This is a genomic window from Corynebacterium lubricantis DSM 45231 (assembly GCF_000379425.1).
Taxonomy (GTDB): Bacteria; Actinomycetota; Actinomycetes; order Mycobacteriales; family Mycobacteriaceae; genus Corynebacterium; species Corynebacterium lubricantis.
The window spans coordinates 75,089-89,666 of the sequence record NZ_KB902238.1 but is presented as its reverse complement, the minus strand read 5'-3'; the positions used below and the strand labels follow the sequence as shown (position 1 = coordinate 89,666).

14 protein-coding genes are annotated in these 14,578 nt (G+C 57.3%); 5 read left to right on the top strand and 9 right to left on the bottom strand.

Features of this window, described 5'->3' with window-relative positions; all coding sequences use genetic code 11:
• Positions 1-69: 69 nt before the first annotated feature.
• The 5 genes from A37O_RS0114160 (at position 70) to A37O_RS0114140 (ending at position 7,007) form a co-directional block, all read left to right on the top strand.
• On the top strand, positions 70-3,585 hold the full coding sequence (locus A37O_RS0114160) for a murein biosynthesis integral membrane protein MurJ (protein WP_026196402.1): 3,516 nt from the start codon (positions 70-72) through the stop codon (positions 3,583-3,585).
• A gap of 147 nt (positions 3,586-3,732) precedes the next feature.
• A complete protein-coding gene (locus A37O_RS0114155) occupies positions 3,733-4,314 on the top strand; it encodes an RNA polymerase sigma factor (RefSeq protein WP_018298171.1) in 582 nt (193 codons plus the stop codon).
• Positions 4,315-4,423: 109 nt separating this feature from the next.
• The gene (gene trxB, locus A37O_RS0114150) at positions 4,424-5,350 is read left to right on the top strand and encodes a thioredoxin-disulfide reductase (RefSeq protein WP_018298170.1); all 927 of its coding nucleotides are present in this window, start codon (positions 4,424-4,426) and stop codon (positions 5,348-5,350) included.
• Between the two features lie 51 nt (positions 5,351-5,401).
• Positions 5,402-5,725: a thioredoxin gene (trxA, locus tag A37O_RS0114145; protein ID WP_026196400.1), complete on the top strand. Its 324-nt coding sequence runs from the start codon at positions 5,402-5,404 to the stop codon at positions 5,723-5,725.
• Positions 5,726-5,825: 100 nt separating this feature from the next.
• Positions 5,826-7,007 (top strand): N-acetylmuramoyl-L-alanine amidase, encoded by a 1,182-nt coding sequence (locus tag A37O_RS0114140; protein WP_026196399.1) that lies wholly within the window; start codon positions 5,826-5,828, stop codon positions 7,005-7,007.
• Here the strand turns inward: A37O_RS0114140 and A37O_RS0114135 are convergent.
• The 9 genes from A37O_RS0114135 to rpmH form a co-directional block, all read right to left on the bottom strand.
• Entirely contained in the window at positions 7,004-8,545 is a 1,542-nt protein-coding gene (locus tag A37O_RS0114135) for an RNA-binding domain-containing protein (RefSeq protein WP_156802620.1), read from the bottom strand. The genes A37O_RS0114140 and A37O_RS0114135 overlap by 4 nt on opposite strands.
• A 78-nt stretch (positions 8,546-8,623) precedes the next feature.
• The gene (locus tag A37O_RS0114130) at positions 8,624-9,277 is read right to left on the bottom strand and encodes a hypothetical protein (protein ID WP_018298166.1); all 654 of its coding nucleotides are present in this window, start codon (positions 9,275-9,277) and stop codon (positions 8,624-8,626) included.
• A gap of 49 nt (positions 9,278-9,326) precedes the next feature.
• The gene (locus A37O_RS0114125) at positions 9,327-10,478 is read right to left on the bottom strand and encodes a ParB/RepB/Spo0J family partition protein (protein WP_018298165.1); all 1,152 of its coding nucleotides are present in this window, start codon (positions 10,476-10,478) and stop codon (positions 9,327-9,329) included.
• Positions 10,479-11,471: a ParA family protein gene (locus A37O_RS0114120; protein ID WP_018298164.1), complete on the bottom strand. Its 993-nt coding sequence runs from the start codon at positions 11,469-11,471 to the stop codon at positions 10,479-10,481.
• Between the two features lie 90 nt (positions 11,472-11,561).
• Positions 11,562-12,194, bottom strand: coding sequence for a 16S rRNA (guanine(527)-N(7))-methyltransferase RsmG (rsmG, locus tag A37O_RS0114115; RefSeq protein WP_018298163.1), 633 nt, complete (start codon positions 12,192-12,194; stop codon positions 11,562-11,564).
• Between the two features lie 153 nt (positions 12,195-12,347).
• Positions 12,348-13,322 (bottom strand): membrane protein insertase YidC, encoded by a 975-nt coding sequence (gene yidC, locus A37O_RS0114110; RefSeq protein WP_018298162.1) that lies wholly within the window; start codon positions 13,320-13,322, stop codon positions 12,348-12,350.
• Between the two features lie 38 nt (positions 13,323-13,360).
• The gene (gene yidD / locus A37O_RS16340) at positions 13,361-13,633 is read right to left on the bottom strand and encodes a membrane protein insertion efficiency factor YidD (protein ID WP_083912673.1); all 273 of its coding nucleotides are present in this window, start codon (positions 13,631-13,633) and stop codon (positions 13,361-13,363) included.
• Between the two features lie 10 nt (positions 13,634-13,643).
• Positions 13,644-13,994, bottom strand: coding sequence for a ribonuclease P protein component (gene rnpA / locus A37O_RS16335; protein WP_083912672.1), 351 nt, complete (start codon positions 13,992-13,994; stop codon positions 13,644-13,646).
• The gene (rpmH, locus tag A37O_RS0114105; protein ID WP_018298161.1) at positions 13,995-14,132 is read right to left on the bottom strand and encodes a 50S ribosomal protein L34; all 138 of its coding nucleotides are present in this window, start codon (positions 14,130-14,132) and stop codon (positions 13,995-13,997) included.
• Between the last annotated feature and the right edge of the window lie 446 nt (positions 14,133-14,578).

Genomic DNA, 14,578 nt, shown 5'->3' with positions numbered 1-14,578 from the left:
CGTTCAACTTCTCAATACGCAAAACAGATTGGATGTATTGTGGCCACCGAAGAACACACCTCCGGATCGATAGGTGAACCGCCGTCGACTGGGCAACCGTCTGGTCAACGCCGACGGATAGTTACCCCCTCGCCTCCGGCGCCAGTGCCAGCGCCTCGGCGTTCTCTCGTAACAGCGGCCGCCCCGGCAGCCGACCGCTCGACACTCACTGTCAGTCCTTCTGGAGTGGACACGAACGGACACTCCGATGTACCGGGCAACAACACGGGCAACGAATCGGGACAGAATTCCAGCGACGAAACTGTCGTCCGCGACACCGGTTCGATGGCCATTGCCACCCTGATCTCACGCATCACGGGCTTCATCCGCACCGTGATGATTACCTCGATGTTGGGTGGTGCGATCGCCTCTGCCTTCAACTTGGCCAACACGCTGCCCAACATGATTACCGAGGTCGTGTTGGGTTCCGTCCTGACGGCCCTCGTTGTCCCCGTGCTTGTGCGTGCAGAAAAAGAAGACCCTGACAAGGGTGCTCGCTTCATCAGACAGCTGTTTACGCTGACGTTGACGCTGCTTCTCGGTGTCACTGTGCTGGCGACCGCCGGCGCGCCTGTGTTGGTGCGCATGATGATGGACGAGGAAGCCGCGACGAACTATACGCAAGCCACGTCCTTCGCGTATCTGCTATTGCCGCAGATTTTCTTCTACGGCCTGTTCTCGCTGTTCATGGCAATCTTGAATACCAAGGGGGTGTTCAAGCCTGGTGCCTGGGCACCTGTGGTGAATAACCTCATCTCGATCACCGTGTTGGCCGCGTACCGGTTGGTGCCTGGCTCGCTGAACCCGGCGGCGCCATCGTCGATTAGCGATCCGCACGTGCTTCTTCTCGGCCTAGGCACCACCTTCGGTGTGGTCATGCAATGTCTGATCATGCTGCCTTCGCTGAAGCGGCTCAAGATTGATCTGCGTCCGCTCTGGGGTATCGACGATCGCCTGAAAGAATTCGGCGGGATGGCGCTCGCAATTGTCGCGTATGTGCTGATTTCGCAGCTGGGTTATGTGTTTACCGCGCGTATCGCGAATAATGCGGATGCTTCGGCGTATGCGATTTATCAGCAACACTGGCAGCTTTTGCAGGTGCCTTATGGCATTATCGGCGTCACTCTTTTGACTGCGATCATGCCTCGCCTGTCGCGCAATGCAGCTGACGGTGACGATAAGGCCGTGGTCCGTGACCTCACGCTGGCGACAAAGCTGACCTTCATCGCGCTGATCCCGATCATCATCTTCATGACGGCGCTGGGCCCGGACATCGGTAACGCGCTCTTCGGCTACGGTGCTTTTACCACTGAAGAGGCGAGGATCCTCGGTCGCACGATTAGTTTCTCGGCCTTCACACTGATCCCGTACGCGCTTGTCATGCTGCACCTGCGCGTGTTCTATGCCCGCGAAGACGCCTGGACGCCCACCTTTATCATCGCCGGCATCACAGTGACCAAGGTGTTCTTGTCGTACCTGGCTCCGGTCGTGGCGTCCTCCTCGGAAAACGTCGTGATCCTCCTCGGTGCGGCCAATGGTTTCGGTTTCATCGCTGGCGCACTCATCGGTGCCTTCTTGCTCAAGCGCAAGCTTGGCAATCTCCAATCGGGCACGATTATGCACACCTCGCTGTGGGCCGCGGCCTCCTCGTTGGTCGGTATTGCGGCAGGACTGTTGGTTCGTTGGCTGATGCGCGCATCCTCCTTCGGACCCGTGGACATTGTCACGTCAATGGGCATGCGCGATTCCCTGGGAATTCTCATCGAGATTGCCATCGAGGGCATTGTCTTCCTGATCGTAACGGGAATCGTCCTGTCGCGCTCGGGCCTGCCTGAGGTGCAAAACCTCGGCCGCGTGTTCGCCCGGATTCCTGTGATTGGCAAGTTCATCCGCCCGAACGAAGACAACGTGATCGAGACCGGAACCACCGACCCGACCGAAATGTCTCAGCAGTTCCTCGCCTCCGACACGTTCAACGCATCACCGGTGCCACCACCGATGTCCGCCGGTGTCGTCCGAGGCCCACGCCTGGTCGCCGGTGCTCCCGTGTCCGATGGCAGATTCCGTCTACTGCGCGATCATGGATCCGTTTCCGGCGCCCAATTCTGGCAGGCAAAGGAAATAAAGACGGGCCGTACCGTCGCGCTGACGTTCGTGGATACTCAAGGCCAAGCTCCGATGGCTCCAGTCAGCGCCGACGAAGCGGCACGCATCTCCCGCGACGTTGCTCGTCGCACCCGTCAGCTCGGCGCCTTGCACCACGAGGCCGTCGCACCGAATATCCAGGTGCTCGCATACCGAGCAGGCTGCCTCGTCGTAGCCGACTGGATCCCTGGCTCCTCGTTGAAGGCCGTCGCAGAATCGGAAGCAGACCTGCACCCAGAGGCCGTGGCCATCGCGATGGCACCGCTTGCCGACGCGCTCGCCGAAGCCCACGACAACGACGCCCTCCTCGGCCTGGATAACCGCAACCGACTGCGCGTCTCCGTCGATGGGGAAGTGGTCCTCGCGTTCCCAGCGGTGCTGCCGACTTCATCCCAGAAGGGTGATGCCTCGAGCTTCGCCTCCGCACTGGAGCTGCTCGACACAGCTACCGGCGACATCAATTCGGACGAACTCGACGACATCACGGCGAGGGCACGAAAGCTTTCCGACGACATCGCCAACCCGGAGACAGACAACCCTGACTCACAGCGCTACCGTGACCTGGCCACTGATCTCCGCGCATTCAGCAAGGCGGATGCGGCCGTGGCCGATCAACAAGAAGAGGTCGAAAGCACAGGGCAGACCCCGCACGGCGACGACTTCAACGAGTTTGAAGATTCTTCCACCTCCGTCGTTCCCGTAGTCAAGGACGAGACTCCGAACCCAGCCTCCGTCTCCGGATTCGGTTCTCGGGGCTACACCCCACGCGGATTCGCACTCTTGATTGCGCTTGCGGTCGCGGTGGTCGTGCTCATCGCAGCGCTGACCACCTATCTGGTCGGCTTCGTCGGGGGAGGCAGCTCACAATCTCCGGTGAATCAAGAATCTGTCGAAGGCGATGCCTCCGACATGGAGACTTCTACCGCCCGTCCACTCCCGGTGGTGGTAAACCTGCAGCAGGCAAATACGTGGCAGGCTCCCGGTCAGGATCAATCCTCCGATAACCCAGGGGATACCTCCAACGTGATCGACGGAGATACCTCCACCACTTGGAGCACGGACGCGTACCCCAATGGGTTGGGCACCAAGCCAGGCATCGGCCTGATCGTCGAGCCCCAGCGCGCCATGGAACTCCAACACATTGAGATCGACACGACCACGACGGGTGTCTCCTACAACATCTACGCACTGCCAGCTGGACAGGAGACCAACCGTGACACGACGCCTCTGGAATCGCTGCCCCTGATCAGCGATGGCACGCTGCGCTCGAGCTCAAACAGCATCGAGATCGACAGCCAGCCCGACATTACTGGTGTGGTGATCTGGTTCACCGACATTCCCACCGACAAGGGCGGGGTAGCGGAGATCTCCGAGGTTTCTCTGATCGGAATCCCCGAATAGCTCGCTCTAGCCGGTAACAGCCCGCTGGTCAACAGGAGCTTGCGCACTTAAGTGTGCATTCCTGTCCAGCGGGTTTCGTCATTCCTGGGCACAATGAGACCAGAACAAGCAGCACATTGTTCGGGGGATCATGTTCGGGGGAACATTATGGCGGTTGCGCCACACATTTCGGGGACCATTTCTACGCACTCAACCGACCAGGAACTCATCAATGCTTTTAACCTGGGCGAAGCACGAGCCTTCTCCATCATCGTGGAGCGCCACAGGCCGCGGCTTTTGCCAGTGGCTCGTCGATACGCGAAAAACGAGCACGATGCCCAGGACATCCTGCAGGAAGCCCTGTTCAAAGCCGCGTGCAACTTGCAGGGCTTTCGGAACGAGGCGACGCTGTCCACTTGGCTGAACCGCCTGGTGATGAATTCGGGATATGACCACATCAAGCATCGCCGCCGCATCGCGCACCTCAGCCTCGACGACGCCAAACTCAACACCGACTCCAATCCGGCCCTCGGGCACGACCCCATCTCGCAGCTTGACCGCGTGATCATGCTGCGGCAGATCATGGGAAGATTGCCCGCCGCGCAGCGCAGAGCGATTTTGCTGATCGACGTCGCCGGGCTCACCGTCGAACGGGCTGCGCGAGAGATGGGTGTGCGTCCCGGAACCATCAAATCCCGGCGAGCTCGGGGCCGCGAAGCGCTACACAAGCAGCTCACCCGTGAGCAATGACGCTGGGACCACGGCTGGGACAGCGGGCCTGGAATGAATTTTGGTGCGAAGCGTTGATAAAGGGTAGGTATACTGGCCCAATAGTTTTCTACCCAAGGAGCATCATTACATGTCAGAGATCCGCGACGTCATCGTTGTAGGTTCGGGCCCTGCAGGTTACACGGCCGCACTCTACGCTGCGCGCGCTAACCTTAATCCACTCGTCTTCGAAGGCTACGAGTTCGGTGGCGAACTCATGAACACCACCGAAGTAGAAAACTACCCAGGGTTCCAAAACGGCATCCTTGGCCCTGATCTGATGATGGAAATGCGCGCCCAGGCCGAGAAGTTCGGTGCCGAGCTGCGCTCCGAACTGGTGGACAAGGTCGAGCTTGAGGGCGACGTAAAGAAGGTCTGGGTCGGCGATGAAGAATTCCAGGCGCGCACCGTCATCCTGGCAACAGGTGCTGCAGCACGCCACCTGGGTATCCCCGGCGAGGACAAGCTCACGGGTCGCGGTGTCTCCACCTGTGCTACCTGTGACGGCTTCTTCTTTAAGGGCCAGCACATTGCCGTTGTCGGTGGCGGCGACTCCGCGATGGAGGAAGCCACCTTCCTGACCCGCTTCGGCGACAAGGTGACGGTCATTCACCGTCGCGACGAATTCCGTGCATCTCCCATCATGCTGGAGCGCGCGCAAAAGAACGACAAGATTGAGTTCCTCACCGACACCGTTGTCGAAGAAGTCATCGAGGCAGACGGCAAGGTCGGTGGCCTGCGCGTCCGCAATGTGAAGACCGACGAGGTCAGCGACCTGGACGCAACGGCTATGTTCGTTGCTATCGGCCATGACCCTCGTTCGGGCTTCTTGGACAACCAGATCACACTCAATGACGAAGGCTATGTTCGCGTGGAGGAGCCTTCCACACGCACCAATATTCCTGGTGTCTTCGCCTGTGGTGACTTGGTCGATGACCACTACCAGCAGGCCATTACTGCCGCAGGCTCTGGTTGCCGCGCGGCGTTGGATGCACAGCACTTCATTGAAGCGCTCTAAAACCACTCCAAACTATAGAATTATTAAAGAAATTTAATGGAGGAAATGTCCATGGCTAACACAATTGATGTCACCGCGGAGACCTTTAAGTCCACCGTGGTTGACTCCGATAAACCGGTCGTCGTTGACTTCTGGGCAGAGTGGTGCGGGCCTTGTAAGAAGCTCTCTCCTTTGCTCGATGAAATCGCCTCTGACATGGGAGAAAAGATCACCGTCGCGAAGGTTGATGTGGACTCGGAACGCACCTTAGGGGCGATGTTCCAGGTGATGTCGATTCCCACCGTGCTGATTTTCAAGAACGGCGAAAAGGTCGATGAATTCGTTGGACTTCGTCCGAAACACGAGATCGTAGAGAAGATCGAATCTCATCTCTAGTGGTATCCTGAGACACGTTACTTAACATTGACAACAAACCGTTGGCCACGATCGCCCTGAGCGTGGACACTATCTACTTGTTGTGCATGAAAGGGGTACTGTGAGTCGAGTTCTCCGAGTTGGAGATTCCAGCCCACGAGTAGCCGAAGTCCGTTCGACTTTGGCTAGTTTGGGCATGCTCCCTGGATTCGAGGGAGATATTGGCGAATGGGACCAACGACAGTACTCCCACGATGAACAGTACTTTGACGCTGATCTCTCTGAAACCCTCCGCGCTTTTCAGCAATCACGTGGTGTTGTAGCCAGTGGCAGCATTGACGATGTCACTCTCCGCGAATTGCGGGAGGCATCGTATACGTTGGGCGAGCGCGTGCTGTCCTACCAGCCGAACCAAGAATTCATCGGTGATGATGTCGGTCAGTTGCAAAAACAGCTCCAAGAGCTCGGCTTCTACACCGACAAACTCGATGGTCACTTCGGCCCAAACACGCACGAGGCGCTCTCAAACTACCAGCTCAATTACGGTCTCCAGGATGATGGAGTCTGTCGCCCAGCAACGTTGCGTTCGCTGAGTCTGCTGGGTCGTCGCATCACGGGCGGTTCCGCTCAGAGGATCCACGAGCTGGAAACTGTTCGCCGTGCGGGCCCAATGCTTGCAGGTAAAAGGGTCGTTATTGATCCGGCCCTGGGTGGGGCAGAAAAGGGCATGACCGTCAATGGCTTGTATGGGCCCATTTCTGAGGAAGAGCTCCTCTGGGATTTGGCCACACGCGTTGAAGGTCGCATGGTGGCCACCGGCATGGAAACCATCATTTCTCGTCCACGGGGTGATAACCCGACAGCTCGTGAGCGCGCCGATATTGCCAATGGTTTCGATGCAGACGTGATGATCTCCCTCCACATGGACCGTTACCAGAACGAAAAGGCCAACGGTGTGGCCACCTTCTACTTCGGTTCGGACAAAGGTGCCTCGTCGCTAACGGGAGAAACCCTCTCAGGATTCATCCAACGAGAAATCGTCGCACGCACCGATCTGAACAATTGTTACAACCACGGTCGCACGTGGGAAGTGCTCCGCCTCACCACGATGCCTACGGTCGAGGTCTGCCTGGGTTATCTCACCAATCCCTCGGACGTTGCAATCCTGACCGACCCTAAGCAGCGCGATTCCATCGCGGAAGCAATCGTTGTGGCATTGAAGCGCCTGTACCTGCTCGATCAGGACGATCAGCCGACCGGAACCTACAAGTTCCGCGATTTGCTGATGCAGGAACGCGCCTAATTAAACCGGTACCTGCTGGTCCGCGTGTTTCCTACTTTGGAGAGGCGACCGGCATCCACTAGTTTTTTTAAAACTCGATAGGCCTGCTGCTGACTTAAGTCCAAGGCGTCGGCCACCTCGCCGCTTGTCACATCGCCTCTGGAAGCTACAAGCGCGACCACCTTTTCCTCATTTCCGCGTGGCGCTCCCTGGGTAGTGTGAACAGGGACCGTGTCCCTCGGTGAGAGTCCAAGAACACGGAGCGTATCGACGACTCCGTGTACCTCATCGTCCTGCAATCCGGTTTTCGCGGCGAGGTCACTCACTTGCGCATCAGGTTCTTCTTGCCACGCATCTAAGACGATCAGCTGATTGAGGCTGAGTTCGCGGGAGGCAGCAGCAACTAGTCCCGGTAGTTCAGGGTGGAGCAGCTCTTTTCTCGCGGTGACGGTGACGGCCCGCTCATGCGTTCCGGCCCACGTCAAGGTACCGAAGCCGTGCTCAATCTGGTACTTGGATACCGCACCTAGCCCCAACCCCGCTCCGTCTGTCACACCCAAACGCGCCAACGCGGTCGACAGCGAAAGGCTGCGTGGAGCATACGAGGCCGTCGAGCTGCAGACAATCTGGGGAGTTAAGCCGCGGGGGAGTCCGCCCGGGCTTGTGACGGTTGTGCGTTTTTGATCCCCGTAGACATACACGGGTCCAGGGAGGAAGTAGTCACGGTGCGCTAATGCATTGATAATGAGCTCCGTGACCGGAGGGTCTAGTTTTTCGCGCCGTTTGTGCAGGTCAGCGAGCATGACGGCAAGCGGTGCCTGCGAGCGTGAGGTTCGCTTCGTTCCTGCAACGTCGGCGACGACGAGTTGGTGAGAGGGCAGGTGATGCTGCAAAGCTTCCCGGGTGCCAAAGAGCAGGACAGCTCCATAAGTCATCGGCTCAATAGAATCATTCCGATAGCCTAGGGAGCGCAGTAGGTCATCGTCGGAAAGCGATGCGATGATCGGGTCGGCGTTCGTCTCGCTCACGAGCACCCGTGCCGTATCGAATGCCTCCGGCGCTAGGTCGCTCATGGAAAGGCCGGGAACCGGGATACGCGCCCAATCCACGGCGTTGGCATCACGGTAACGAGTGAATAAGTATGTCGGATCCATGCCAAAGCATTCCGCGGTGCCTTGAGAATTGAGGCGGCGAGAGCGATAGACACCCCACGTCGTAGCGATCGGCGTGCGAGATTCCTCCACCGATATGGCCACAACGTCCTTGCCGTCAATCTGCTCCACGGAGACGGAGGTACTCAACGATGGGGACGTGTACTGACGGATGGTGGCCTCGAGCTCCCGCGGTGAGGTTGAGTCCCCGTGGAAGGGATAGCAGCCACTAATCGATCCGTTTTGATTCACTCCGATGAAAAGAGTGCCGCCCTCTCCGTTAGCCATACAGGCTAAGAGTTCAATCACTCCACGTTCATTGATATACGCCGACGAAGTGCGCCTGGCGAATGCGATGGATATGCCTTGACCTCGCCTAATGGTGTCCAACATTTCGTCACTGCGCATGGACATAGACTAACTGCTTGATCTAAAACTTTCAATCAGAATTACATCATTACAATTAAACCATTACGCCGAATTGAATCAACTGATTGCGGGAACTGATTGAAGCAGGTATTCGATCTCCGCAGCGCTTAATAAATCCTGCTCCGGAGGCAGATCAAGACGCAAACGCGGAATCACAGGGTGCTCGTGAATAACGCGAAAGCCGGCGCTTTCAAGCAGAGTCTTATCCATCAGCCCAATCTCGGCGGCATGATCCACAAGCGCCTGATTGAAATCCGATTGGGCCTGTGGTGCCTCAGGGTCATAGCCGAACGCTTCCAGCGCCGGAATGCCTCGGTCGTTCAAGGCCATAATAGAGGCGTCGAGGAGTACTGACTCCCACCCACGACCTGCAGCTACAGGATCAATATGCAGGCTGGTAATGGCGAAGGCATCGCGCGAGAGAGAGCCTGAGGGCATCCGAATCGCCCCCGGGGCCTCACTACTGGGGCAAAACAAGATCGTCGCGAAAGCACGCTTGTCACTATCTCGGAGGACGATATTGAAGCCACAGGTGCCATGATCGAAGCTTTGGCCTGCGATCCAGGCTTCTTTATCCACAGAGGGATTCAGGCTAGCCAGGTTTTCACTCAGCGGGTCAAGCTCCCAAAAGGTCGATTGGGCGCACTTCTCGTGGATCTGAGGGATTGAATCGTAATTGACGGGAACGACCGCAACACTTGATTCCGGCATCGTTCCTCCATCTCCGGGTGTGCCGGCCGCAAGCCGACAACGAGAAGGGCTAGTTGTTTCCCTCGATCAGACCCAAAATACGTTCGAAATCGTCCTTGTCACTGAACTCAACGACGATCTTGCCTTTGCGCTTGCCCATAGACACGCTCACCTTGGTTTCCCACTCGTCAGCAAGACGTTCTGCCGCAACCGACAGGAATTCCGGTTGCTCCACGGCAGCGGGCTTCGGCTTCTCGGGTACTTCACCGTTCTTGTTCAGCAAGGTGACGGCTTCTTCGGTGGCACGAACGCTTAGTCCCTCTGCGACAACGCGGTCCGCGAGGCGTTCAGTGGCCTCGTCGCCAAGCTTGACACCCAACAGCGCTCTCGCGTGACCCGACGACAAGACGCCAGCCGCGACGCGACGCTGCACGCTCACGGGGAGGTTCAGCAGTCGAATCATGTTGGTAATCACCGGGCGCGAGCGGCCTAGACGCGTGGCGAGCTCTTCCTGGGTGACATCAAATTCCTGCAGCAATTGCTGATAAGCCGCTGCTTCTTCCAAGGGGTTGAGCTGGACGCGGTGGATGTTCTCAAGCAACGCGTCGCGCAGCATATCGCCGTCGGAGGTCTCGCGGACGATCGCGGGGATGGTCTTTAGCCCCGCCTTCGCTGCAGCGCGCCAGCGGCGTTCACCCATGATGAGTTCATAGCCGTCGCTGATCGGACGCACGACAATCGGCTGTAACAAGCCAAACTCGCGGATGGAGTGCACCAACTCGGCGAGTTCTTCTTCGCCAAAGACCTGGCGTGGCTGCTGAGAATTCGGAGTGATCTGGCCCAGCGGAATCTCTTGGTAGGTGGCCCCGAAGGAATCCTCCTGGCCGCCAGCCTGAGCATCTCCCTGAGCTGCTGCCGCCGAAACCGCGGGTGGCAGCGTTGGCTTTGGCGTCACACTAGGATTGCGCATTGTGGGCGCGCCAGGGATAGACGGAGCTCCCTTAATCTTCTTGCCGTCGGACTTAGCAGAGTCATCCTTAGTGACGTTCTGTTCCTGCTGGTCAGGCTTGCCCGGCTTCTCCTTGCCCTTGCCCTCGCCAAACACAACGTCTGCGGCACTCGCACCAATACCGTTCGTTTTTCCGGTGTCGATGGGTGCCGAAGGGATCAATGCAGCAAGGCCACGTCCCAATCCGCCCTTGCGCGTTGGTTCTTGAGCCATTTAGTTATCCACCTCAATTTCAGGTTCTTCCGCCCCGGCCGACGCAGAAAGCTGCTCCGCAATTTCCGGGCTCACACCGATCGGACCGGTGCTTTCGTGCGGCTGGTAATCCCCGCGCAAAGCTAGTTCCTTTGCGGCATCGAGATAAGCCAGCGCGCCTCGTGAACTTGGATCATAGTCGATCACGGTCTGGCCATAGCCTGGTGCCTCGGACACCTTGACGGAGCGAGGGATGACATTGTTCAACACAACATCGCCAAACTGATCCCGAACTTCGGTGGCGACCTGCTCCGCCAGCTTGGTTCGCGCATCGTACATAGTCAGCAGAATTGCCGAAATATGCAGGTTCGTGTTCAGGTGCTCGCGGATCATCGTGATATTGCCCAGCAGCTGGCCCACACCCTCGAGGGCGTAGTACTCACATTGGATCGGGATGAGCACTTCGTTGACGGCGGTCATCGCGTTAATGGTGAGCAGACCGAGTGAAGGAGGGCAGTCGACGAAGACGTAATCGAAACCTTCTTGGTCCAAGAACCCACGGTTCAAGGCATCAGACAGGCGGTATTCCCGTCGGACCATGCTCACCAACTCAATCTCGGCGCCGGCGAGGTCGATCGTGGCGGGAATACAGAATAAGTTCTCGCTTGCGGGCGATTGCTGCATAGCTTCGGGAGCAGTCGCCTCACCGATGAGCAGCTCATAGCTAGAGGTGGTCCCGGTCCGGTGCTCCACACCGAGGGCGGTGGAGGCATTGCCCTGCGGATCAAGGTCAATCACCAATACCTTCAAGCCATGATGAGCCAGTGCGGCCGCCATGTTGACGGAGGTCGTGGTTTTTCCCACTCCGCCCTTCTGGTTGGCCACGGTGAGTGAGCGAGTCTGTTCCGGCTTGGGCAACTCCAAGGATCCGGAAGCGACCTGCGCTGCGTGTGGGCTCGCAGCAGCAGCGGGTTTCTTGTCCCTCTGCTGTTTCTTCAGGTTCTTTTCCGTCATCGAGGTTTCTAGCCTTCACTTCCGCACGTAGGAGCCCCGCGTCTGGCGGGGTTAGTCTTATTCCACCTTAGTGTCTTGCCTCGACAGGCGTTAGCGCACCCGTGGAATCTTAATCAAGGTTGTGGGTTCTTCCAACACAGACTCACCAACAATAAAGATCTCTCCGGCGCCACCGCCGGCCTGAGTGATCTGTTCAGCGTCTCGTTCGAGCTCTTCGCTTACCGACGAGCCCTTCATCGCCACCATGGCGCCACCCTTTTTCACGAGCGGGAGCGACCAACCGGCCAACTTTCCCAGGGGTGCTACCGCGCGGGACGTGACGACGTCGAACGCGCCCTTGCTTTGGTCCTCTGCGCGACCGCGGATCACAGTCACATTATCCAGCCCGAGTTCTTCCTTGATTTCTGCAAGGTAGTTCGAGCGCTTCAGCAGCGGTTCGATCAATGTGATTTTCAAATCTGGGCGAGCAATGGCAAGAGGAACACCAGGAAGGCCAGCACCCGAGCCGATGTCAGCCACGCTGAGATCTTGATCGAAGGCTTCCGAAATGACTGCGCAGTTAAGAATGTGGCGGCTCCACAGGCGGGAGACTTCCTTCGGGCCAATGAACCCCCGCTCTGCAGCGGTGGTTGCCAAAGAGTCATGGTACGCCTGGGCGATTGGGAGGCGGTCGCCGAAGATTTTCTCGGCGATAGCGGGAGTGGTTTCAATCTCGGCTGACACGGCTGTGTACTCCTACAAACTAGTTCGATCCAACAAGAGAGGTCCGCTTTTAGAGTAGCCAACGAACCCCGGAAACAAGTAACCGCCTGTGCCTTGGATTCATCCAAAGTACAGGCGGTGAGTTGTAGAGGGAGACGCTACAAAAAAGTCGCTTTAGTTGTCTTTCTTACGCTGCTTCTTTGTGCGCTTGTCTACCTTGCGTGCGCCAACAGTTGGGGCACTGGTGCGCTTCAGAGCAAGCTTGGCTTCTTCCTCTTCAGCCTCTTCCTTGTCCATCTTGCGGAAGACAAGGACGTTCTGGACGAAGGTCCAGATGTTGTTCGCAAACATGTAGAACAGCAGACCGATGTGCCACAGGAAGCCGGTCAGGAAGATGGTTGCTGGGAGGAACCACAGCATCATCTTGTTCATCATGTTCGTCTGCATCTCCATGAGCTCGGCGTTATCGCCGGTTGGAGCAACAGTCTTACCAGCTTCACGACGCTGCTTCTGACGGTTCAGCGACAGGCGAGCATTGAAGTGGGTAAACAGAGCGATGATAATAATCAGTGGGAATGCAACAGCGACGACCTGCCAACGCTGGAAGTCGGTGGTGAAGGCGTCCATCATGTCACTTGGCATGGACATGTAGGCCGAGATTGGAACACCGAAGACAGTGGCGTCCAGGAAGGACTGCACGTCCTGGACATCGAAGATGTAGTTCGGCGTATTGCGGTTCTGCTCGACGCTCAAACCAAGCTGGCCCTGTCCGGTACCGGTTCGGTTGAAGGAACGCAGCACGTGGAAAAGGCCGAAGAACACGGGCATCTGTACCAATGGCGCAACACAGCTGGCCATTGGGTTCATCTTGGCTTCTTTGTAGAGCTTTTGAGTCTCTAGAGCCTGTTTTTCTTTGTCATTCTTGTATTTTTCGCGGATGGCCTGCATCTTCGGTTGCATTTCCTGCATCCTGCGGCCAGAGCGCAGCTGATTCACGGTCGGCTTGATCAGCAGAACGCGAATGGTAAATGTCAGGAACATAATGGCCAAGATCCAGGAAATACCTGAATCAGGGCCAAACAACCAACCGAAAATCTGGTGCCAAAACCACAGGACGGCCGAAATCGGCCAGTAAACGAAGTTAAGCACTTGGTTTCGTTACTCCTATATTTGGTCGGGTGGGGTAATTACACGCTTCTCGGGACGGGATCATACCCACCCGGGTGCCACGGACCGCATTTCGCGAGGCGCGCGACTGCCATTAGGCTACCGCGAAGCGCTCCTCGTCGAGATACTGCCTCCAGAGCGTACGCACTACACGTAGGTTCGAAACGGCAAGTGGAGTACATTTTAAGCGGTGAAACGTACTTTTGGTAAAGGCGCACCAAGCGAACTACCCCTTTAGCACCGGCGCTTTCCGGTTCGGGGATCTGCTCGCCGTCAGTATTAAAGTGCGACATGGTCTCTACTTCACCGCTTTCGTTGTGCCTTTGCAAGTGCACTGCGGAAGTCTTGTTCCAGTTCAGCACTACTTGCGTCTCCCGCTGCGGGCAACGCCCTGATTACTACATCAATGTTGTGATCAAGCGAATCCGTAGCGGCTAGACAGATGTGGCGTAGTCGCCTCGAAGTGCGGTGACGGATTACTGCATTACCCACGGCTTTAGACACAATCAGCCCGAACCGAGGGCCACCAGAGATGACTTGTTCGGTTCGAGCTGTTTGGTACACCACGAGGGTGCGACTACCAGCGCGGGTTCCAGTTTTCATCGTGCGACGAAACTGAGCTGAAGATTCCAGCTTATGCGCTTTGGGCAGCACTTATGCAGTTAGCTTTGCACGGCCCTTGGTGCGGCGTGCGGACACGATAGCGCGTCCTGCACGGGTGCGCATACGGGTACGGAAGCCGTGCTTACGGGAACGACGACGGTTATTTGGCTGAAACGTCCGCTTCGACATGGTGGACTCCTTGAGAAAATATGACAGCCAACGGCTGCACGCAGCTTCAGCCACGTGCGGCCTCCCGGGGAACTAGCTGTCCGAGATGAAAAGTAAAAGTGAGAAACGGAAGATCGAGGCCATCGTGACATCGACCGATCGTGTGCCTCACCGGCACTGACACATCTTGCGATGGCCCGGTACTCGGTGCTGGTGGAGCTCTCACGCACATTGGGATCTGGCAAAGGTAGATACCTTGTGTCAAATTCAATGTGACAGACCATTACAGGGTACGCGATTTGCGTCCCGCGATCAAAATCGACACGCCGGTAAACTTCTTATGGACAATGGGTGCCCCCGTAATTACAAAGATGTGTTTTTCTGCAGGTCGGGGGCGAATCGCCGTGAAATCCTGCACCGTCGAGCATCGTGGCGAGCACTTCGAGAAAACTGTGATAGGCGAATTT

Excerpts from the sequence above, each read along its gene's own strand:
- A37O_RS0114155 (WP_018298171.1), top strand. The coding sequence starts at position 3,733 with ATGGCGGTTGCGCCACACATTTCGGGGACCATTTCTACGCACTCAACC.
- trxB (WP_018298170.1), top strand. The coding sequence starts at position 4,424 with ATGTCAGAGATCCGCGACGTCATCGTTGTAGGTTCGGGCCCTGCAGGT.
- trxA (WP_026196400.1), top strand. The coding sequence starts at position 5,402 with ATGGCTAACACAATTGATGTCACCGCGGAGACCTTTAAGTCCACCGTG.
- A37O_RS0114135 (WP_156802620.1), bottom strand. The coding sequence starts at position 8,545 with ATGCGCAGTGACGAAATGTTGGACACCATTAGGCGAGGTCAAGGCATA.
- A37O_RS0114130 (WP_018298166.1), bottom strand. The coding sequence starts at position 9,277 with ATGCCGGAATCAAGTGTTGCGGTCGTTCCCGTCAATTACGATTCAATC.
- A37O_RS0114125 (WP_018298165.1), bottom strand. The coding sequence starts at position 10,478 with ATGGCTCAAGAACCAACGCGCAAGGGCGGATTGGGACGTGGCCTTGCT.
- A37O_RS0114120 (WP_018298164.1), bottom strand. The coding sequence starts at position 11,471 with ATGACGGAAAAGAACCTGAAGAAACAGCAGAGGGACAAGAAACCCGCT.
- yidD (WP_083912673.1), bottom strand. The coding sequence starts at position 13,633 with ATGTCGCACTTTAATACTGACGGCGAGCAGATCCCCGAACCGGAAAGC.
- rpmH (WP_018298161.1), bottom strand. The coding sequence starts at position 14,132 with ATGTCGAAGCGGACGTTTCAGCCAAATAACCGTCGTCGTTCCCGTAAG.